This window comes from Streptomyces pactum (assembly GCF_016031615.1).
Classification (GTDB): domain Bacteria; phylum Actinomycetota; class Actinomycetes; order Streptomycetales; family Streptomycetaceae; genus Streptomyces; species Streptomyces pactus.
Genome location: NZ_JACYXC010000001.1, coordinates 427,996 through 447,613 on the forward strand (window position 1 = coordinate 427,996; position 19,618 = coordinate 447,613).

Consider the following 19,618-nt stretch of genomic DNA (forward strand, 5'->3'; position numbering starts at 1 on the left):
CCCGGGCGGCCGGCGGTCCGCGGCCGCCCGCCGCCCCGCCGGGCGGTCGGGGCTCACTCCGGTTTGACCACGGCCCACTGGGTGACCGGCATGGCCTGCCGCCACCCGGTGAAGCCGCCGACGGCCGTGGCCCGGGCGACCGCGAGCCGTACCAGTTCCCCGCCGTGCCGCCGGTACCGCTCGGCGAGCAGCGCCTCCGACTCCAGGGTCACGGTGTTGGCGACCAGCCGTCCGCCGGCGGGCAGCGCCGCCCAGCAGGCGTCCAGCAGCCCCGGTGCGGTGAGGCCGCCGCCGATGAACACCGCGTCGGGGGCGGGCAGTCCGGCGAGCGCGCCGGGGGCGGCGCCGGTGACCACCCGCAGCCGGGGGACGCCCAGGGTCTCGGCGTTGCGCGCGATGCGCTCCGCCCGTACCGGGTCGCGCTCCACGCTCACCGCCCGGCAGGACCGGTGGGCGCGCAGCCACTCCACGGCGATGGAGCCGGAGCCGCCGCCGACGTCCCACAGCAGGTCGCCGGGGCGCGGCGCCAGGGCGGCGAGGGTCGCCGCCCGGACGTGACGCTTGGTCAGCTGGCCGTCGTGCTCGTACGCGTCGTCCGGCAGCCCGGGGACGGTGGACAGCGGCGGCGTGCCCGGGTCGGCGGCGCACTCCACGGCGACGAGGTTGAGCGGGTCACCGGGCGGGTGCGGCCAGTCGGCCGCCGTGCCGTCGAGGCGGCGCTCGGCCGCCCCGCCGAGCTGCTCCAGGACCTGCATCCGGCTGCCGCCGTACCCGCGGTCGCGCAGCAGCGCGGCCACCTCGGCCGGGGTGTGGGCACCGGCGCTGAGCACCAGCAGCCGGCGACCCGGGTACAGCGCGGCGGTCAGCGCCGCCCGGGGCCGTCCCACCAGGCTGACCACCTCGGTCTCCTCCAGCGCCCAGCCCAGCCGGGCGCAGGCGTAGGAGGTGGACGAGGGGTGCGGCAGCACCCGCAGCTCCTCCGGGCCCAGCAGCTCGGCCAGCGTCCGCCCGATGCCGAAGAACATCGGGTCGCCGCTGGCGAGGACGGCGATCCGCCGCCCCGCGTGCGCGGCCAGCAGCCCCGGGACGGCGGGGCGGAGCGGGGACGGCCAGGGGACGCGTTCGGCGGTGCACCCGTCGGGCAGCAGCGCCAGCTGGCGCGGACCGCCGAGGACCACCTCGGCGTCGCACAGCGCCTCGCGGCCGGCGGCGCCCAGCCCGGACCAGCCGTCGGCCCCGATGCCCACGACGGTCACTGCGGGACGGGCGGGGCTCACGGTGATACCTCTTCACTGGGTGTCGCCGGATTCCGGCACGGTGCGCGGCCGGTCCGGTGGCGGGGCAAGGACAGCGACGAGCACTCTACTTCGGACCCCCGGACGGCCCGCTGCCGGGATGCGCTCCACCGGGCCGGGCACCGCCGGCACCCGCCCGCGGGGGCGCGCCGGCCCGACGGGCGGCGCACCCGGCCCGGCGTCCCCTCCGCCGCCGGCGCCAGAGGGGGAGCGCCCGGCGGGTCAGTCCGCGGCGGTCCCCACCACCCGCCGGGGCCGTATCCGGATCACCACCCGGACGACCTCCGGGGGCAGTTGCCGGTACTCCTCGCCGGCGCCCTCCCCCTCGTACTCCTCCGCCACCCGGACGGCCACCTGCCGCCCGTGGTCCTCGGTGACGGTGGCCGTCCCGCGCACCTCCAGGTAGCGGAGCGGGTCCCGGGGGTCGTAGACGGTCAGGCTCACCCGCGGGTCACGGACGACGTTCCGCTCCTTGCGCCGGCCCTCCTGGGTGGATATGAGCAGGTCGTCGCCCTCCCGGGTGACCCACACCACCGAGGTCTGGGGGCTGCCGTCGGGGTTGACCGTGGCCAGCACCGCGGGGTTGGGGTCGTCCAGGAGCCTGCGGGCCCGTTCGCCGAAGGTAACCGTCATACGCGCGACCCTAGAGGGTCCGGCACCCGGCGTCGATCTCCTTGCGCCGCGCCGGGGTTCCCCTCCGCGGTGCGCCCGCCACAGCCCCGGGGCGCGTACCGGCCGGTGCCCCGCGTCAGGCCGGCCGGCGCGGGGGCCGCCGCAGGGCGCAGTCCCCGCAGAGTCCGCCGCCCGGGACCCGGTAGTACAGGCAGCAGCTGCGCCGCCGGAAGTCCCGCTCCGGGCCCTGCCGCCAGTGTCCGGCCGCCCGCAGCGGTGGTTCGCCGAGCAGCGCCGTCACCGCCGTCCGGGCGCGTTCCGCGGCCTCGGGCCGCCCCTCGGCCAGGCACCAGCCGTGGAGCACGCGGAGCGAACCGGCGAGCGCCGAGGCGGCGTTGCCCCACAGCAGCGCGCCGGAGACCCGTGCCGCGAGGCAGGTGGCGCGGTGCAGCGGCAGCAGGTGGCCGTGGAGGACGGCGCCGCGCAAGCGCCGCGCGGCGTCGCCCGCGCCGCCGGCCGGCACGGCCGGTTCCGGCAGCCAGAGGTCGTCCGGGGCGGTCCGGTCCGGGTTCCACCACACGGCGTCCGGGGGCAGGCCGGGCACCTGGCCGGTGAGGGCGGCCGGGCCGAGGGCGACGGACCACAGCCGGGCGGCGAGCCCCTGGAAGGCGAGGGAGGCGGCGACCCGGCGCTCGCCGGCGCCGGTGCCCGCCCGGACCGCGTCGATGCGCCGGACCAGTACGGCCGGCGGACCGGCGGGCGGGGTGGCGGCGGCCGGGCCCGACCGCACGGCGGCCGGCGCCCGTTCCTCCCCCTCCCGCCGCGGACCGGGGAGGGCGGGCGGCCCGTAGGCCTCGGCCAGCGGGACGTAGCCCTCCGCGCGCGGGCCGCCGGGTCCGGGCGGTCCGGTGCGCACGGCGAAGAACGGGCCCACGGCACCGGCGGCGCCGAGGGCCGCGTCCACCGTCATCTCAGTCGTCCGCCGCGGTGCCGAAGGCCTCCAGCAGCCGGTCGGCGGCGAGCGTGGCGGTCAGTGTGCCGTCCCGGACCTGCCGCTCCAGCAGCGGGCCCAGCCGGCGCACCTCGGGGTGGCCGTGGAAGCGGGCCAGCAGCTGGTCCCGCACCATCGACCAGACCCACTCGACCTGCTGGTCACGGCGCTTGGCGGCGAGCGCGCCGGTGCTCTCCAGCACCCTGCGGTGCTGCTCCACCCGCTCCCACACCGTGTCCAGTCCGGTGCCCTCGCGGGCGCTGCAGGTGAGGACCGGCGGGTTCCACGGCGCGTCGGCCGGCTGCAGCAGCCGCAGCGCGCCGGCCAGTTCGCGGGCGGCGGACCGGGCGTCCCGTTCGTGCGGGCCGTCGGCCTTGTTGATGGCCACGACGTCCGCGAGCTCCAGGACGCCCTTCTTGATGCCCTGCAACTGGTCGCCGGTGCGGGCCAGGGAGAGCAGCAGGAAGGTGTCCACCATGCCGGCGACGGTGGTCTCGGACTGCCCGACGCCCACCGTCTCGACGAGGATCACGTCGTAGCCGGCCGCCTCCATCACCACCATCGACTCGCGGGTGGCCCGGGCCACCCCGCCCAGCGTGCCGGCGCTGGGCGAGGGGCGGACGAAGGCGGCCGGGTCCACCGCGAGCCGCTCCATCCTGGTCTTGTCCCCCAGGATGGAGCCGCCGGTGCGGGTCGAGGACGGGTCGACGGCGAGCACCGCCACCTTGTGGCCGAGCCCGGTGAGCAGGGTGCCCAGGGCGTCGATGAAGGTGGACTTGCCCACCCCGGGCACGCCGCTGATCCCCACCCGCCGCGCCCGGCCGGTGTGCGGCAGCAGGTCGATCAGCAGCCGCTGGGCCAGGGCGCGGTGGTCGGCCCGGGTGGACTCGACCAGGGTGATGGCCCGCGCGATGTGGGCGCGGGACCCGTCGAGCACGCCCTTGGCGTAGGCGTCGACGTCTATCCGCCGGCCGGCCGGACGGGCCGCCCGGTCCCCCGCCGGGCGCTTCGGCTCACAGCTCATGGCCGAGGTCGGCGGCGAGCGTCCGGACCAGGTCGTGGGCGGCGTCGGGGATGACCGTGCCGGGCAGGAAGACGGCGGCGGCGCCCATCTCCCGCAGCGGCTCGACGTCCTGCGGCGGGATGACACCTCCGACCACGATGGTGATGTCCTCCCGGCCGGCCGCGGCCAGCTGCTCGCGCAGCGCCGGCACCAGGGTGAGGTGGCCGGCGGCGAGCGAGGAGACGCCGACGATGTGCACATCGGCCTCCACGGCCTGCCGCGCGACCTCCTCCGGCGTCTGGAACAGCGGGCCGACGTCCACGTCGAAGCCCAGGTCGGCGAAGGCGGTGGCGATCACCTTCTGGCCGCGGTCGTGGCCGTCCTGGCCCATCTTGGCGACGAGGATGCGCGGGCGGCGCCCCTCGGCCTGTTCGAACTCGTCCACCAGCGCGCGGGTCCGCTCCACGGACGAGGACGGTCCTGCCTCTTCTCGGTACACACCGGAGATGGTACGGATCTGGCCCGCGTGCCGTCCGTACACCTTCTCCAGGGCGTCGGAGATCTCGCCGACGGTGGCCTTGGCGCGGGCGGCGTTCACCGCGAGCGCCAGCAGGTTGCCCTCCAGCCCGGTGCCCGGGCCGGACTCCGCGGCCGCGGTGAGCGCGCGCAGCGCGTCCTGGCAGGCGGCCTCGTCGCGTTCGGCGCGGAGCCGGCGCAGCTTGTCGATCTGCTGTGCGCGGACGGCGGAGTTGTCCACCTTGAGGACCTCGATGGCCTCGTCGCTGTCCACCCGGTACTTGTTGACGCCGATCACCGGCTGGCGGCCGGAGTCGATCCGCGCCTGGGTGCGCGCGGCGGCCTCCTCCACGCGCAGCTTGGGGATGCCGGCGTCGATCGCCTTGGCCATGCCGCCGGCCGCCTCGACCTCCTCGATGTGCTGCCAGGCACGGCGGGCGAGGTCGTGGGTGAGCTTCTCCACGTACGCGCTGCCGCCCCAGGGGTCGATGACCCGGCAGGTCCCGGACTCCTGCTGGAGCAGGATCTGGGTGTTGCGGGCGATCCGGGCGGAGAAGTCGGTGGGCAGCGCCAGCGCCTCGTCGAGGGCGTTGGTGTGCAGCGACTGGGTGTGGCCCTGGGTCGCGGCCATCGCCTCCACGCAGGTGCGGGTGACGTTGTTGAACACGTCCTGGGCGGTGAGCGACCAGCCGGAGGTCTGCGAGTGGGTGCGCAGGCTGAGCGACTTGGGGTTCTTCGGGTCGAACTGCTTGACCAGCTTGGCCCACAGCAGCCGGGCCGCGCGCAGCTTGGCGATCTCCATGAAGAAGTTCATGCCGATCGCCCAGAAGAACGACAGCCGGGGCGCGAAGGCGTCCACGTCCATCCCGGCGGCCAGGCCGGCGCGGAGGTACTCCACCCCGTCCGCGAGGGTGTAGGCCAGCTCCAGGTCGGCCGTGGCACCGGCCTCCTGGATGTGGTAGCCGGAGATGGAGATGGAGTTGTACCGCGGCATCTTCTGCGAGGTGTACGCGAAGATGTCGGAGATGATCCGCATCGAGGGCTGCGGCGGATAGATGTAGGTGTTGCGGACCATGAACTCCTTGAGGATGTCGTTCTGGATGGTCCCGGCCAGCTTCTCGGGCGGTACGCCCTGCTCCTCGGCGGCGACGATGTAGAGCGCCAGGACCGGCAGCACGGCCCCGTTCATCGTCATCGACACGCTCATCCGGTCCAGCGGGATGCCGTCGAAGAGCTGCCGCATGTCGTAGATGGAGTCGATGGCGACCCCGGCCATGCCGACGTCGCCGGTGACCCGGGGGTGGTCGCTGTCGTAGCCCCGGTGGGTGGGCAGGTCGAAGGCGACCGACAGCCCCTTCTGGCCGGCCGCGAGGTTGCGGCGGTAGAAGGCGTTGGACTCCTCGGCGGTGGAGAAGCCGGCGTACTGCCGGATCGTCCAGGGCTGGTTGACGTACATCGTCGGGTACGGGCCGCGCAGGTAGGGCGCGATGCCCGGGTAGGTGCCCAGGAAGTCCACCCCGGCCAGGTCCTCGCCGGTGTACAGCGGCTTGACCCCGATGCCCTCGGGGGTGTCCCACACCAGGTCGTCGATGTCCTTGCCGGTGCTCTCCCGGACCGCGTCGCGCCAGGCCGCGCCGTCCGGCGCCGGGTCGGTCCCGGTCAGCTCGACGGAGGTGAAGTCGGGGATCATCGCGCCACTCCCATGATGTCCAGAGCCGAGGTGAGGACCTCGACCGCGTCGCAGCCCGCGTGGACGAAGGCGTCCACCCCGGCCCGCTCCAGCTCTTCGCGGGCCTCGCCCGGGCGGCCCGCCAGGTAGACGCGGCGCGCGCCCGCGGCCTTCAGCTCCCGGGCGACCTCGACGGCCTGCTCGGCGTAGAGCGCGTCGCTGGAGCACAGGCAGGCCACCGCGGCGCCGCTGGCGGCGAACGCCTCGGCGACGGTGCCGGCGGTCACCGTCACCGGGTCGTGCACCGCCTCGATGCCGCCGGTCTGGAAGAGGTTGGCGGTGAACGCGGCGCGGGCGGTGTGGGCCGCGGCCGGGCCCAGGGCGGCGAGGAAGATCCTCGGGCGGGTGCCGTCGGCCGCCAGGGCGGCGTCGGCGCGGGCCCGCAGCCGCTCGTACGCCTCGTCCCGGCGCACCCGGGGCAGCCCCCGGCCGGTCCCGGTTCCGGGGGCGGGTTCGCGGACCACGGGCTGCTCGGCGAGGTTCGGGTACTCGCTGACGCCGGTGATCGGCTCCTTGCGGCGCGCCAGGTCGCGGGAGCGGCGCTCCCAGGTGGCGGCGAGCCGGTCGGCGACCAGGCCGCTCTCCAGCGCCTTCGCCATGCCGCCGGCGCGCTCGATCTCCTGGAACCAGGCCCAGGCGGCGTGGGCCACCTCGTCGGTGAGCCGCTCCACGTACCAGGAGCCGCCGGCCGGGTCGATGACCCGCGCCAGGTGGGACTCCTCCAACAGGATGGTGGAGGTGTTGCGGGCGATCCGGCGGGCGAAGTCGTCCGGCAGGCCGATCGCGTGGTCGAAGGGGAGCACGGTGACCGCGTCGGCGCCGCCGACCCCGGCGGCGAGGGCGGCGACCGTGGTGCGGAGCATGTTCACCCACGGGTCGCGGCGGGTCATCATCACCGCCGAGGTCACCGCGTGCTGGCGCTGCGCGGCGTGCGGTCCGGCCGCGCCGGACACCTCGGCGACCCGGGCCCACAGCCGGCGGGCGGCGCGCAGCTTGGCGATGGTGAGGAACTGGTCGGCGGTGGCGGCGTAGCGGAATTCCAGCTGGGCGCACGCCTGGTCCACGGTGAGTCCGGCCCCGGTCAGCGCGCGCAGGGTGGCGACCGCGGCGGCCAGCGAGCAGCCGAGCTCCTCGGCGGTGGAGCCGCCGGCCTCGTGGTAGGGCAGGGCGTCCACGGTGAACGCGCGCACCCCGGGGTGGTCGCGGCCGGCCAGCTGCGCCAGCTCGGTGGCGGCGGTCAGGTGGCCGGGGAGGTCGGCGTGGCGGCCGGTGCGGGCGGCGAGCGCGAAGGGGTCGGCGCCGAGGTTGCCGAGGGCGGCGTGCGGCGGCACCCGGCGGTCGGCGTACAGCCGCAGCAGGGCGCGGGCGGCGGCGTCGAAGTCCGCTCCGGCGTCCAGCACCACCGGCGCCAGGTCGAGGTACACGCCGTCGAGGGCCTGACCGAGCGCGTCGGCCGGCACGCCGCCGTCACCGACCGCGAGCCACACCGAGGAGGCCCCGTTCTCCAGGTCGGCGAGGACCGCCGCGTTGGTGCGTGCGGGATCGGGGTGGGTGTGCCGCTGGCGTACGTCCCAGCCGGAGAGGGTGGCGCCTTCCGGGCGCGCACCGCGGACGTACGGGGCGAAGCCCGGGTACCCGGCGTCGCCGGGAGCGTCCTGCGCGGTGTACAGGGGGCGTACGGAGACGCCGTCCTGGAGCGCGGTCGCCAGCGCTTCTTCGGCGTCCGCGCCGGAGACATCCGTGGTACCGGACTTGCGCAGTACGCCTTCTACGAGGTGTTGCCATTGTTCCCGGGTCGCGTCCGGGAACTCGGCGGCCAGGGGAAGCCCGTCGGGGAGGACCGTCATGGTGGGACAGGCTAGTGGGCCGCGCTAAAGCGGGAGCAGAGGGTTCCGCTGTGACCTTCAACTCGTTGACCAGGGCACATACCCCGCGCCGGGCCCGGGCGGCGGTCCGGCCGCCCGGAAATGGAGCGGCCTGCCCGGTGCGACGGGGGATGCACACCGGGCAGGCACGAGGACCTTTTTACCGCATGCCGCGGTGGTCATGCACCAGAAAGGTGTTCGCTTCCAGGTTCAACAGATGACCGGCAGCGAGATCAAGCCACGGGCCCGGATCGAGGGCCGCCACCGCAATTCGTCCCGGGGTACCGCGAGCGCGAGCCCCGGCAGCCGCTCCAGCAGCGCCGTCAGCGCGATTTCGGTCTCCATCCGGGCCAGCGGGGCGCCCAGGCAGTAATGGAAACCGTGGCCCAGCGCAAGATGCCCGGAATGGCCACGAAACGGATCGAGGCGGTCCGCCTCCGGAAAGCGCCTCGGGTCGCGGTTCGCGGATGCCAGCGAGAGCAGCACGGTCTCGCCCGCGGGCACGGTCACCCCGCCGATCGCCACGTCCTCGCGCGGAAAGCGCCGGATCGCCAGCGGCGCGGGGCCGTCGTGGCGCGCGAACTCGTCCACCGCCGCGGCGACGCGCTCCGGCTCGTCGCGCAGCCGCCGCAGCAGATCGGGGCGGTCGAGCAGGGCGAGGACGGCGTTGCCGATGAGGTGGACGGTGTTCTCGTAGCCGGCGAAGAGGATGAGGAAGGCGAGCGAGGTCAGCTCGTCCTCGGTGAGCCGGTCGCCGCCGGCGGGCAGGGGACCCGGCGGGGGCCCGGTCGGCCGTCGGGGCCGGGCCGGGGTCCGCGGGGCCCGGTCGGCCGTCGGGGCCGGAAGATCCGGAGGGGCCGGGGCCAGCGGGGTCCGCCGCGGCGGCGGACGGGTCGTCGCGGACCGCGATCAGGGCGGAGAGCAGGTCGTCGCCCGGGTCGGCGCGCTTGGTGGCGATGAGCCCGGTGTAGAAGCGCAGCATCCGGCCGACGGCCTCCCGGGTCTCCTCCGGCCGCTGCGGATCGGGGGTGATCATGGCGTCGGTCCAGGCGCGGAAGTCCGGGCGGTCGCGGCGGGGGACGCCCAGCAGGTCGCAGATCACCGTGATGGGCAGCGGCGCGGCGTAGCGGGCGATCAGGTCCCCGCCGCCGTCGGCGGCGATGCCGTCCAGCAGTTCGTCGGCGAGCCGCCGGACGGGCTCACGCATCGCCTCCACCCGGCCGGTGGTGAACGCCTTCACCACCATCCGCCGGACCCGGGTGTGGTCCGGCGGATCCATGTTGAGCAGATTGGCGTCGAGCGCGGGTGGCAGTGAGAAACCCTGGTAGTTCCCGGGCAGGGCGTGCCGGCGGTCCAGGGCGAGCCGCGGATCGGCGAGCGCCTGCCGGACGTCGTCGTACCGGGTCACCAGCCAGGCCGTGCGGCCGTCCGGGTGACGGACCCGGTGCACCGGGCCGGCCTCACGCAGCCGGGCGAGGGCGGCGTACGGATCGGCGATCAGGGTGGCGGCGTCGATGGGTTCCGGGGCCCGGGGGGCGGCGCTCTTCTCCATGACCGACGACTCTATGACCGCCCGCCGGACGGCCGCCCCGGGACGGCGGGCGGCCCCGTCCGCCGCGCGGTCCGTTGCTACGAAGGGCCGGGACGCCGAGGCGGCGCCGGATCTCCCGACGCCGCCTGCGGGGTGGCCCCGACCCCCGTCCGGGGCCACCTCGTCCCTCCGCCGCCCCTCCCCCGCCGGCGGGCGGTTAAGGGGGTCGCGGCGCCTCGGGCGCCGCGTACCGGGGCGGGCACGGCGGGTGGCGCACCCGGCGGTCCGGACAGGCCGCTCGCGGCTCCCCGGCCGGGTCCGCGGACCCGGCGCCGGTCACCGGCGGCCCGCGCCGGCTCGGGTACGCACCCTCCGGATCGTACGAACCACACAGCGGCGCGACAGCTTCCGCTACGGCAGCAAGTTGCCAATCGGTGAAACCGGGCCCACGTGCCTTGACACGGAAGGTGTCCAGCACCCGTACATCCCCCGAGCGGCGCGGAGACACGACGCGGCGCGTGAGGTACGGCGAGGCGCGGGAGGGGCAGGTCGTGTGGCCCGGGACGGCCGCGTCGGGTGTGGTCCGGGACGGGCAGGTCGAGCGCGCGCACGGCGCGCGGGCGGGAGAAACGTCCGGTGGTACGTCCGTGGATGCCTCGGTGTGCGGGCAGCCGGTGCGGTCGCGCCGACCGGACGCGGAATGCGCTGCCCCGGGCGGCCGTACCCCGGGTCCCGTGACGTGCCCGTCCACTCGGCGACGGCCGGGCACGGCGCGCCGGTCCACCGGACGCCGGGGGCACACACAGCCCGCCGGTCCGCAGGAAGCCGGGGTGCACGGCACAACGGTCGGCAGCACGCCGGTGGACAGCACGCCGATACGCAGGGCGCCGATACGCGGAGGCGGGAGACCGGCGCGGTGGACGTCCGGGCATCGCTCGGACGTCAGGTCACCGCTCGCCCTCCCCGTCGCCGGCCCGGCGCGGGGCCTCCACCGGAGTGCTGCCGCGCGGTCGGGCCGGACGTCCTGGCGGGCACCGGGCCGATCCGTGCGCGGGGGCCCGGCCCGCCGGGATCGCGGTGGAGCGCCCGGCGTCCCGCCGGTGTACCGGGGGCGGTCAGTCCACGCCCTGGAGGATGTGCGGTTCGGCGAGGTCGTCCTCGTAGCCGGCGAGCCGGATGGGCGCGGAGCGGGCCCACACCTCAAGGGTGCCGAGCTCGTCCTGTCTGGCGGGGCGCTGGTCGCGCTCCGCGGCCAGGTCGCTGCGCGGGGTCTTCTCGGGAGTCACCGCACACTCCTTCGTGTCGGGACCGGATCGTGCCGACGCACGCGTCACCGGGCGCCGCACGCCCGGTAGGGCTGATCAGGGGAACACTTCGGACGCTGTGGCGATCCGTTGCGCCCCAGATTAGCGACACCATCCCGCCGGCGCGCGCCGGTTCTCCGCCGCCGCCGTCCGGGCGTGATCACACCCGGACGGCGGCGGGCGGGGGTGCACGGTGCCGCCGCACGTGGTGAGCTGGACCGCAGGGCTCGACCCGGAAGGGGTGAGGACCGTGCGGGGCGAACGCACCGGGGGCGCCGGTACCCGGCGGCTGCTCGGGCTGCTGGCGGCCGTGCTGCTGGCGGCGGTGCCCGCCTGCGGCGGTGACGGCGGGGACGGCGGGGACGGCGACGGCAGGTCGCCGCTGACCGGGGAGGCGGCCGAGCCGGGGCCGGTGCTGGCGGTGAAGGTGGACAACGTGGGTCCCGCCCGGCCGCAGACCGGGGTGGGCCGGGCCGATGTGGTCTACGTCGAGCAGGTGGAGGGCGGGCTGACCCGGCTGATGGCGGTCTTCTCGTCCCGGCTGCCGCCCTCCGTCGGGCCCGTCCGCAGCGCCCGGGAGACCGACCTGGACCTGCTGCGCCAGTACGGCAGTCCCGCGCTGGCCTACTCCGGGGTGCAGGCCAAGCTCCAGCCGGCCATCGACGACGCCCCGCTCCACCCGCTGCCGCCCGGCCGGGCGGAGGACGCCTACGAGCGGAGCGACAACCGGGCGGCGCCGCACAACCTGTACGTCCGCCCGGCCGCGGCGCTGCGCCACGCGCCCGGTGCCGACGATGCGCCGGACATCGGTTTCCGGTTCGGCCCCGCCCCCTCCGGCGGGCGGGAGACCCGGGTGCGGCGGGTGACGTACCCGGCGGCCGAAGTCGCGTTCAGCTGGTCGCCGGAGCGGAGACGGTGGCTGGTGTCGATGGACGGCGAACCGGCCGTCACCACCGACGGCGGGCGGCTGGCCGCCGCGACGGTGGTCGTCCAGTACGTGGACATCGCGGACTCGCACTTCCGCGACAAGTTCGGCAACGTCTCACCGCTCACCCGGACGACCGGGTCGGGCACCGCGCTGGTGCTGCGCGACGGCAGGTCCTACCCGGCGCGCTGGCAGCGGCCGGACGCCGGGGACGGCACCGAGTTCACCACCGAGAGCGGTGACCGGCTGAACTTCGCCGCCGGCCCGGTGTGGGTGGTCTTCGCGCCGTGGTGACCGCGCCCGGGCCGCGTACCCCGGGCGGCGCATCACCCGTCGGTCGCGCCTGTCCGGCACGGCCGGCCCTTACCAGGGGCGTACGCCGCACGGATCCGCCCCGGGCGGCACGGGCGGCCCGTTGCCCGGGCGCCCCGCCCCGCCCGCCGACCTGCGGATTTCTCAGTTCTCGGAGCCGTTCACCGACCCGCCGGGCCGGCGGTTCAAAACACCCCGGCGAGATGCGCGTGAATGACCGCGGCCAAATGGGAACGGATAATTGATGTATTAATCAAAAACCCGTCGGCAGCCCGCCGCCGGGGCCGCGCCTTGCCGCCGCGCGCCGGGCTCGGTATATCATGCGAGAAGCTGACCTGTGGGGGGTTTCAGCCTGCACCGGGCCCATTCGCCGAGAATTGTCCGAGCGCTTCGGAAATTCCACAAGAATGGCGTCCGGTGACGTGTTCATTCCGGGAAGACCACCGACCGGTCCCGGAATGGGCGGGGAAGACAGTGGGGGATGTGGATGAGGTACGAAATACTGGGGCCGCTGCGTGTCGTGGACGGCCCGGAAACCATCTCCGTCAGGGCGCACAAGGTGCGGCTGCTGCTGGCCACCCTGCTGGTCCGCGCGGACCGGGAGGTGTCGGTCGAGCAGTTGGTCACCGAGATCTGGGGGGACGCCCCGCCGCGCCGCTACCTCGCCGGTCTCCACGTCTACGTGTCGCAGCTGCGCAAGTTCCTGCACCGGCCCGGCACCGCCGGTCCGATCGTCACCCAGCCACCGGGGTACTGCCTGCGCCTTGGCACCGACGAGTTCGACCTCCACCGTTTCGAGGCGCTGGCCGAGGAGGGCCGCGCCCTGGCGAAGGCGGAGCGGCACGCGGAGGCCACCGCGACGCTGGAGACGGCCCTGGGGCTGTGGCGCGGCCCCGCGCTCAGCGGGATGCGTGACGGCCCGATCGTCGGCGGTTTCGCGGTCTGGCTGGACGAGCTGCGGCTGGAGTCGATCGACACCCTCGTCGCCTCCCGGATGGCGCTCGGCCAGCACCGCCGGCTGGTGCCCTATCTGTACGCCCTGGTCGCCGAGCACCCGCTGCGGGAGAACTTCTACCGGCAGTTGATGGTCGCCCTCTACCGGTCCGAGTGCCAGGCGGAGGCGCTGAAGGTCTTCCAGTCCGCGCGCCGGGCGATCCTCGACGAGCTGGGCCTGGAGCCGTGCCGGGCGCTCCAGCACACCCATCGCGCGGTGCTGGCGGCGGACGAGGCGCTGCTGGACCGGGCGGCGGCCCTGGCCGGTTGAACCCGGCGCGCCCCGGCAGCCGCCGGGCGGGGCGGGCGGCGTAGGATGCTCAGGCCATGGGATACCTCGCCGAGCTGGACAGACGCCTCTTCGCCCGGGTGGCGGCCGGCCGGCTGCGCGCGGCCCACCCGGTGCTCCCCCGGCTGAGCAGAGCGGCCGACCACGGCCTGCTGTGGTTCGGCACGGCCGCCGTACTGGCCACCGTCGGGGGCCGTACCGCGCGCCGGGCCGCGCTGCGCGGCGTGGGCTCGCTCGCCGCCGCGTCCCTGGTCACCAACACCGTGGCCAAGTGGACCGTGGACCGCCGGCGGCCGCTCGTCGACGCGGTGCCGCTGATCCGCCGGCCGGTGCGTCAGCCGGTGAGCAGTTCGTTCCCCTCCGGGCACTCCGCCTCGGCCGCCGCGTTCGCCGCCGGCGTCGCCCTGGAGTCCACCCGCTACGGCGCGGTGGTCGCCCCCGTGGCGGCCGGGGTCGCCGCCTCCCGGGTCTACGTCGGGGTGCACTACCCCAGCGATGTGCTGGCCGGCATCGTGCTGGGCGTCGGCGCCGCCGCGCTCACCCGCCGCTGGTGGCCGCCGCGCCCCCAGGTCCCGGCCCAGGCCCCGCGCCATGTGTCGGCGCCGGCGCTGCCCGAGGGCCGCGGGCTGGTGATCGTGGTCAACTCCACCGCCGGGACCGGGCCGGTCCCGGTGCTCTCCCCGGCCGAACGGCTGCGCGCCCTGCTGCCCGGCGCCGAGACCGTCGAGTACGGCCCGGACGACGACCTCGGCGCGCTGCTGGGGCAGGCCGCCCGCCGCGCCGCCGAGGCGGGCGGCGCGCTGGGCGTCTGCGGCGGGGACGGCAGCGTCAACGCCGCGGCGGCGGTGGCCGCCGAGCACCGGCTGCCGCTGGCCGTCTTCCCCGGCGGCACCCTCAACCACTTCGCCCTGGACGTCGGGGTGCCGGACATCGAGGACACCGCGTACGCGGTGACCCAGGGCGAGGCCATCGCCGTGGACCTGGCGCGGGCCACGCCGACCGACGGGCGGCCCGGCCGTCCCATCCCGTTCGTCAACACCTTCGGCATCGGGCTCTACCCCGAACTCGTGCACATCCGCGAGGGGTTGGAGAAGCGGCTCGGCAAGTGGCCGGCCGCGGCCGTCGCGCTGGCCCGGGTACTGCGCGAGGGCGAGCCGATGAGCATCGAGATCAACGGCCGCCCGCACCGGCCCTGGCTGCTGTTCGTGGGCAACGGCCGGTACGCGCCCGAGGGGTTCGCGCCTGCCTACCGGCCGCGGCTGGACGACGGGCTGCTGGACGTGCGGGTGGTGGACAGCGAACCGCGGCTGGCGCGCACGCGGCTGGTGCTGGCCGCGCTCACCGGCACCCTGGGCCGTTCCCACGTCTACACCTCGGTACAGGTCCGGCGCCTGCGGCTGTCGGGCCTGCACGACGTGGACGTGCGGGCGCACGACGGCGAGGTGTTCCGGGCACCGGACGCGCTGGTGATCGACAAGCTCCCGGCGGCACTCACCGTCTACCGCCCGGCGGCGGTCCGCAACGAGGTGCTGCAGACCGCCCGCGCGGCGGCCGAGGCCGCCCGCCGGCTGCGGCCCGACGTCACCCCGGTGCCCCCGGACGTGACCGGCAGCTGAGGCCAACGGGCCGCGCGGCCGTCGGCCCGGGGCAGGTGCCGTGACGGGCGCGCACCGTGCCGCGTGCGCCGGGGCGCGGGACGCGTACGCCGTGAACGGCCGGGCAACCCCGCAGCGGGCGCGTCCCGTTGGCCCAGCGTGGCCGTGTGCCGCGGCAGGCGCGTGTCGTGCGCCCCTCACAGGTCGTGTGCGGTGGGGAGCGGGCCACGTACGCCGTGAACGGCCCGGCAACTCCACAGCGTGCGCGCCTCGTTCGCCGTGCGTCGGGTGCGCCGTGTGCGCCGCGGGCGCGTGCCGGGTGCCCCTCGCAGGTCGTGTGCGGTGGGGCGCGGGCGGACCGTACGGTGCCCCCGCCCGGCACGGATCGCCGCCGGGGGCGGCGGGCGCGGGGTGGGAGCCGGGTCCTGGTGTGCCGGGGCGGCGGGCGCCGGGCCGGGAGCCCGGTCCCGTGGTGCCGACCGGTCGTTGCCCGCCCGTGCCGGTCGGCCGGTGTACACCGGGTGCCCCCGTACTCCCGCGGCAGTACGTGAAAGTGGGTGCTCAGGTACGACGACGCGGGGGCGGGGAGTGGGCATCGTTGGGGTATGACCGATGATCTGACGCCGCGGCTGGTCCGGCGGTGACCGCCCTCGCGCTGTCCGTGCTGCTGGCCCTGGTCTCGGCGGTCTGCTACGCGGCCGGGGCCATACTCCAGGAGCGGGTGGCGGCGACCGCCCCGCAGGGTGCCACCGCCCCGCTGCGCCGGCGCGGCTGGTGGGGCGCGGTCTCGCTCAACGGGGCCGGTGCGGTGCTGCACGTGCTCGCGCTGGCCTACGGGCCGCTCAGCGTGGTGCAGCCCCTGGGCGCGCTCACCATCGTCTTCGCGCTGCCGATGGCCGCCGTGTTCGTCCGGCGGAAGGTGGGCGCCGCCGGGTGGCGCGGGGCGCTGCTGGCCACCGCGGGGCTCGCCGGCCTGCTGTCGCTGACCGGTTCCGCGCCCGCCGAGGCGCTGGCGGACGGCGAGTGGATCGCGGTGGGTGCCGTCACGGTCGGCGCCATCGCCCTCCTGGCGGCGGTGGCGCGCGGGGTACGGCGGCCCGCGGTGCGCGGCGTGCTGCTGGCGACCGCGGCGGGCACGGCCTTCGGCATCTCGTCGGTGTTCACCAAGAACGTCGCCCTCTCCTGGTCGTGGGAGTCCTGGACCGGCGACGCGCTGCCCAGCCTGGTCATGATCGGAGTGCTCTCCGGGGCGGGTGTCCTGCTCTCCCAGGCGTCCTACCGGGGCACCGGGCTCGCCGCGCCGCTGGCCACCGCCACCGTGGTCAATCCGGTGGTGGCGACGGCCGTCGGGCTGACCGCGCTCGGGGAGCACTTCCGCCACGGGGCGGCAGGGGCGGCCACGGCGGTACTGGCCGCCGCGGTGGCGGGCGCGGGGCTGGTGCTGCTGGCCGCGCACGGCGCGCGGGAGGCGGCCGGCACCACGGACGAGGGCGGCGCGGGTGCACCGGGCGCCGCCCGGTGCACCGGGGCGGATGCCGGCGACGCGGAACCGGCGGGCGCGCACGGTACGCGGGAGCGGACCGCGGACGCCGGCCGGTCCTCCGGGCCGGCCGGCGGTGCGACGGCGGCCGGCCGTGCAACGGCCGGTGCCCGCGCCCGTCCGGGCACGGCCGGGGGCGCCGTGGTCCCGGCCGCCCGGCCCGCGGTGGTACGCCGGGTGAGGTCCGCCGGCACCGGCCCCGCGGACATCGGAGGGTTCCCGGCCGGCTCCGGCACCGGGCCCGCCGCGGCGTTCACCGGGGTGAGCCCGGTACGGCTGCTGTCCACCGTGGTGCGGCCCACCGTCCTCGGCCCGGTGGCGCCGCCCCGGGTGACCGCCGGTCCGGTCGTCGGAGCCTCGGCCGTGGTCCCGGCACGGCGGGCCCGGGCGGTCCGCGGCACCCCTCTCGGACCGGTACGCACCGGAGCTGACGGACGGGACGGCGGCGGTACGGGCACCGGCCCCCGGCCCCGCTGAGCCCACGGACGCACGGACCCGCGGACGCGCGGACCCGTGCGGGCTCGCGGACCCGCGTGGACGCGGGCGCCCGAACCGCCGGACACGCTGCCCCGGGCGGCGCGCAGCGAGGCCCTCGCGAGCGGGGCACGGGGGGCCGGCACGCGGTCACGCGATCCGACGGCACGACGCGCGCCGCGGCGGCCCTGGACCGGCGCGGCGCGGAAGCGGTTATGGGCGCGGGCGGGGGCGGCGACGTGGCCCCCGGACCGGCGACAGGAACGGCGACCGGCACGGGGCGGGGGCGGCGAGGACACGCGGCGGGGGGCGGCTTCGGCCGCAACGGGCCGGGCTGCCGTCCGTATCCATCCCGAGGCCGTCCGTCCCCGTCTGCTCCCGAGGCCGGGCCGTACCCACCCCGAGGCCGGCCCGTGGCGAACCCGGGTCCCGTCCGGAACAGGCGCCGCACCGGGCGCTCGGTAACCCGAACCGGCACCGGGCCGGAACCGGGGCGCCGGACCGGAAAACCGAACCGGGCGCCGGTCCGGGAAACCGGTACCGGCACGGGGACCACACCACCGGCCGCAGGGTGCTCCTGCCACCCGGGGCCCGGCACCCGGAGCACCGCAGCCGCATGGCACGAGCACGAGCGCCCCCGAACGAAGTGCCCCTCGCCGCCGCCGGTCGCCCGCCGCGCGTCAGGGACGAAGGCGACCGCCGCCCCCGCCCGCCTACGTACGCACCCCTGCGACGCGTCCGCCGGCGCCGCGTACCCAGGCGGCCTCGCCCGCGCACGCTCGCCCACCTACCCAGGCGGCCTCGCCCGCGCACCCACACGCCCGCCCTCCGCGCGCGGGCGTCGCCTCACACGCCCGCGCGACGCGTTCCACGGCCCGCGTCGGCGCCTCCCGGGGGCACGCCGCGAGACGAGGGCGTCACCGCGAGAGGTGCGCGTGCAGGTGCGTGACCTCCTCGATGTCCACGCCCGCCTTGTCGAGCAGTTGTTTGGAGAGGTCGTTCAGCGCCCGCGCGGCGGCGATCTCCTCACCGACCCGCTGCTGCGCCGGGTCGTCGGGGTGCCGGTGGGTGACGCCGTGGGCCTTCAGTTCGGTTCCGTCGTGGAGTCGCACCCGCACGGCCGCCTCGGTCTTGGCGTCCATCTCGTGGAACTCCATCTCGATGTTGCATCCGACGATCGTCTCCATGGCAACCACCTCCTGGCCTGTGCTTCAAGGATGCGCGCGGAACCACTCCAGCGCGAGGTCGGACACCGCGCGCAGGGCCCCGGGCTCCTCGAAGAGATGTCCGGCACCGGGTACCACGGCGAGGTCGTTCTCACACCGGAGCCGGGCCTGCGCCTGGCGGTTGAGGTCGAGGACCGTCTCGTCCCGGCCGCCGACGATCAGCAGGGTCGGTGCCCGGACCGCGCCGAGCCGGTCCCCGGCGAGGTCGGGGCGGCCGCCCCGGGAGACCACGGCGGAGACCTCGGCGTCCGGCTCGGCCGCCGCGCGCAGCGCCGCGGCCGCCCCGGTGCTGGCGCCGAAGTAGCCGACCGGCAGCCGCAGCCGCAGCCGCGCCCAGTGGCTGACCTCGCCGAGCCGGCGGGCGAGCGTCCCGATGTCGAAGACGTTGGTGCGGTCGATCTCCTCCTCGGGGGTCAGCAGGTCGAACAGGAGGGTGCCGAACCCGGCGGTGCTGAGGGTGCGCGCCACCTCGCGGTTGCGCGGGCTGCGCCTGCTGCTGCCGCTGCCGTGCGCGAAGACCACGACCAGCGGCGCGTGCTCGGGCACCAGGAGGTCCCCGGGGAGCCACACCGTTCCGTCCTCGACGGGGATGCGGTGCTCGCCGTCGGCCGGACGTTCGGCCGCCATCGGCCCGCCGGCCGCCGGGCCGGGGCCTCCGGCGCCGGGCGCCAGGCCCTCGCCGTGGCCACCGGCGTCCGGCGCGTGGTCCCCGCCGGGCCCGCCGGCCGCCGCGCGGTCCCCGGCCGGGTCCGCGCCCAAGGCCGCCGAGGCCCGGGCCAGCAGCTCGATCACCGTCTCGTCCGGGGTCTGGTCGAAGTCCTGGTACCACTCCCCCACCGCGAAGAAGCTCTCCGGGGTGCTCAGGCACACCACCTCGTCGGCCTGTTCCCGCAGCGCCCCGGCCGCACCCGGCGGCGCGACCGGCACCGCGAGGACGACGCGCCGGGCACCCTGCGCCCGGGCGACCCGGCAGGCCGCCTCCGCGGTGGCGCCGGTGGCGATGCCGTCGTCCACCACCACCACGGTGCGGTCCCGGAGGTCGACACGCGGTCTGCCGCCGCGGAACCGTCGGGCCTGGCGGGCGAGTTCGGCGGCCTCGCTCCGCTCGACCTCCGCCAGGTCGTCCTCGTCCACCCGGCTCATCCGGACGATGTCGTCGTGGATCACCCGGGCCCCGCCCTCGCCGATGGCCCCGAAACCGAGTTCCCGGTGGTAGGGCACGCCGAGCTTGCGTACGAGGATGACGTCGAGGGGTGCGCCGAGGGCCCCGGCCACCTCGTACGCGACCGGCACCCCGCCGCGCGGCAGCCCGACCACCACCGGGTCCTGTGTGCGCAGATCCTGCAGGCGGGCGCCGAGCCGGCGCCCGGCGTCCGCGCGGTCGGTGAACAACATGGTGCGCCCCCAACCCGGGGAGA

The 19,618-nt window shown here is 76.4% G+C and carries 13 protein-coding genes and 1 pseudogene; 4 read left to right on the top strand and 10 right to left on the bottom strand.

Annotated elements, in window-relative coordinates:
• Positions 1-53 precede the first annotated feature (53 nt).
• The 8 genes and pseudogenes from cbiE to IHE55_RS01735 form a co-directional block, all read right to left on the bottom strand.
• Positions 54-1,277, bottom strand: coding sequence for a precorrin-6y C5,15-methyltransferase (decarboxylating) subunit CbiE (gene cbiE / locus IHE55_RS01700; protein ID WP_197987385.1), 1,224 nt, complete (start codon positions 1,275-1,277; stop codon positions 54-56).
• Between the two features lie 240 nt (positions 1,278-1,517).
• Positions 1,518-1,928: a PPOX class F420-dependent oxidoreductase gene (locus tag IHE55_RS01705; RefSeq protein WP_197987386.1), complete on the bottom strand. Its 411-nt coding sequence runs from the start codon at positions 1,926-1,928 to the stop codon at positions 1,518-1,520.
• 115 nt (positions 1,929-2,043) lie between these two features.
• Positions 2,044-2,877, bottom strand: coding sequence for a (2Fe-2S)-binding protein (locus IHE55_RS01710; protein WP_197987387.1), 834 nt, complete (start codon positions 2,875-2,877; stop codon positions 2,044-2,046).
• Between the two features lies 1 nt (position 2,878).
• Positions 2,879-3,922 carry a methylmalonyl Co-A mutase-associated GTPase MeaB gene (gene meaB, locus IHE55_RS01715; RefSeq protein WP_197987388.1) on the bottom strand — a complete coding sequence of 348 codons (1,044 nt, stop codon included), beginning with the start codon at positions 3,920-3,922 and terminating at the stop codon, positions 2,879-2,881.
• Positions 3,912-6,107: a methylmalonyl-CoA mutase gene (gene scpA, locus IHE55_RS01720; RefSeq protein WP_197987389.1), complete on the bottom strand. Its 2,196-nt coding sequence runs from the start codon at positions 6,105-6,107 to the stop codon at positions 3,912-3,914. Before scpA ends, meaB begins: the two co-directional genes overlap by 11 nt.
• The gene (gene mutA / locus IHE55_RS01725; protein WP_197987390.1) at positions 6,104-7,993 is read right to left on the bottom strand and encodes a methylmalonyl-CoA mutase small subunit; all 1,890 of its coding nucleotides are present in this window, start codon (positions 7,991-7,993) and stop codon (positions 6,104-6,106) included. The genes scpA and mutA overlap by 4 nt, the downstream gene beginning before the upstream one ends.
• A gap of 228 nt (positions 7,994-8,221) precedes the next feature.
• Positions 8,222-9,563, bottom strand: a pseudogene (locus IHE55_RS32930) (cytochrome P450 family protein).
• Between the two features lie 1,094 nt (positions 9,564-10,657).
• Positions 10,658-10,828, bottom strand: a complete 171-nt coding sequence (locus tag IHE55_RS01735) for a hypothetical protein (RefSeq protein ID WP_197987391.1) — start codon at positions 10,826-10,828, stop codon at positions 10,658-10,660.
• 226 nt (positions 10,829-11,054) lie between these two features.
• Here IHE55_RS01735 and IHE55_RS01740 point away from each other — a divergent pair, with 226 nt between their 5' ends.
• The 4 genes from IHE55_RS01740 (at position 11,055) to IHE55_RS01755 (ending at position 16,977) form a co-directional block, all read left to right on the top strand.
• Positions 11,055-12,065, top strand: coding sequence for a DUF3048 domain-containing protein (locus IHE55_RS01740; protein WP_372442603.1), 1,011 nt, complete (start codon positions 11,055-11,057; stop codon positions 12,063-12,065).
• A gap of 505 nt (positions 12,066-12,570) precedes the next feature.
• Positions 12,571-13,347 (top strand): AfsR/SARP family transcriptional regulator, encoded by a 777-nt coding sequence (locus tag IHE55_RS01745; RefSeq protein WP_197987392.1) that lies wholly within the window; start codon positions 12,571-12,573, stop codon positions 13,345-13,347.
• A gap of 56 nt (positions 13,348-13,403) precedes the next feature.
• Entirely contained in the window at positions 13,404-14,981 is a 1,578-nt protein-coding gene (locus IHE55_RS01750; RefSeq protein ID WP_197987393.1) for a bifunctional phosphatase PAP2/diacylglycerol kinase family protein, read from the top strand.
• Between the two features lie 619 nt (positions 14,982-15,600).
• On the top strand, positions 15,601-16,977 hold the full coding sequence (locus tag IHE55_RS01755; RefSeq protein ID WP_197987394.1) for a DMT family transporter: 1,377 nt from the start codon (positions 15,601-15,603) through the stop codon (positions 16,975-16,977).
• A gap of 914 nt (positions 16,978-17,891) precedes the next feature.
• Here IHE55_RS01755 and IHE55_RS01760 read toward each other — a convergent pair.
• Together IHE55_RS01760 and IHE55_RS01765 are read right to left on the bottom strand one after the other, a co-directional pair.
• The gene (locus tag IHE55_RS01760) at positions 17,892-18,161 is read right to left on the bottom strand and encodes a DUF1876 domain-containing protein (RefSeq protein WP_197987395.1); all 270 of its coding nucleotides are present in this window, start codon (positions 18,159-18,161) and stop codon (positions 17,892-17,894) included.
• Between the two features lie 24 nt (positions 18,162-18,185).
• On the bottom strand, positions 18,186-19,595 hold the full coding sequence (locus IHE55_RS01765) for a phosphoribosyltransferase family protein (RefSeq protein WP_197987396.1): 1,410 nt from the start codon (positions 19,593-19,595) through the stop codon (positions 18,186-18,188).
• Between the last annotated feature and the right edge of the window lie 23 nt (positions 19,596-19,618).

Coding starts and splice junctions, on each gene's coding strand:
- IHE55_RS01760 (WP_197987395.1), bottom strand. CDS start 18,161: ATGGAGACGATCGTCGGATGCAACATCGAGATGGAGTTCCACGAGATG.
- IHE55_RS01710 (WP_197987387.1), bottom strand. CDS start 2,877: ATGACGGTGGACGCGGCCCTCGGCGCCGCCGGTGCCGTGGGCCCGTTC.
- IHE55_RS01765 (WP_197987396.1), bottom strand. CDS start 19,595: ATGTTGTTCACCGACCGCGCGGACGCCGGGCGCCGGCTCGGCGCCCGC.
- meaB (WP_197987388.1), bottom strand. CDS start 3,922: ATGAGCTGTGAGCCGAAGCGCCCGGCGGGGGACCGGGCGGCCCGTCCG.
- IHE55_RS01750 (WP_197987393.1), top strand. CDS start 13,404: ATGGGATACCTCGCCGAGCTGGACAGACGCCTCTTCGCCCGGGTGGCG.
- IHE55_RS01745 (WP_197987392.1), top strand. CDS start 12,571: ATGAGGTACGAAATACTGGGGCCGCTGCGTGTCGTGGACGGCCCGGAA.
- scpA (WP_197987389.1), bottom strand. CDS start 6,107: ATGATCCCCGACTTCACCTCCGTCGAGCTGACCGGGACCGACCCGGCG.
- IHE55_RS01705 (WP_197987386.1), bottom strand. CDS start 1,928: ATGACGGTTACCTTCGGCGAACGGGCCCGCAGGCTCCTGGACGACCCC.
- mutA (WP_197987390.1), bottom strand. CDS start 7,993: ATGACGGTCCTCCCCGACGGGCTTCCCCTGGCCGCCGAGTTCCCGGAC.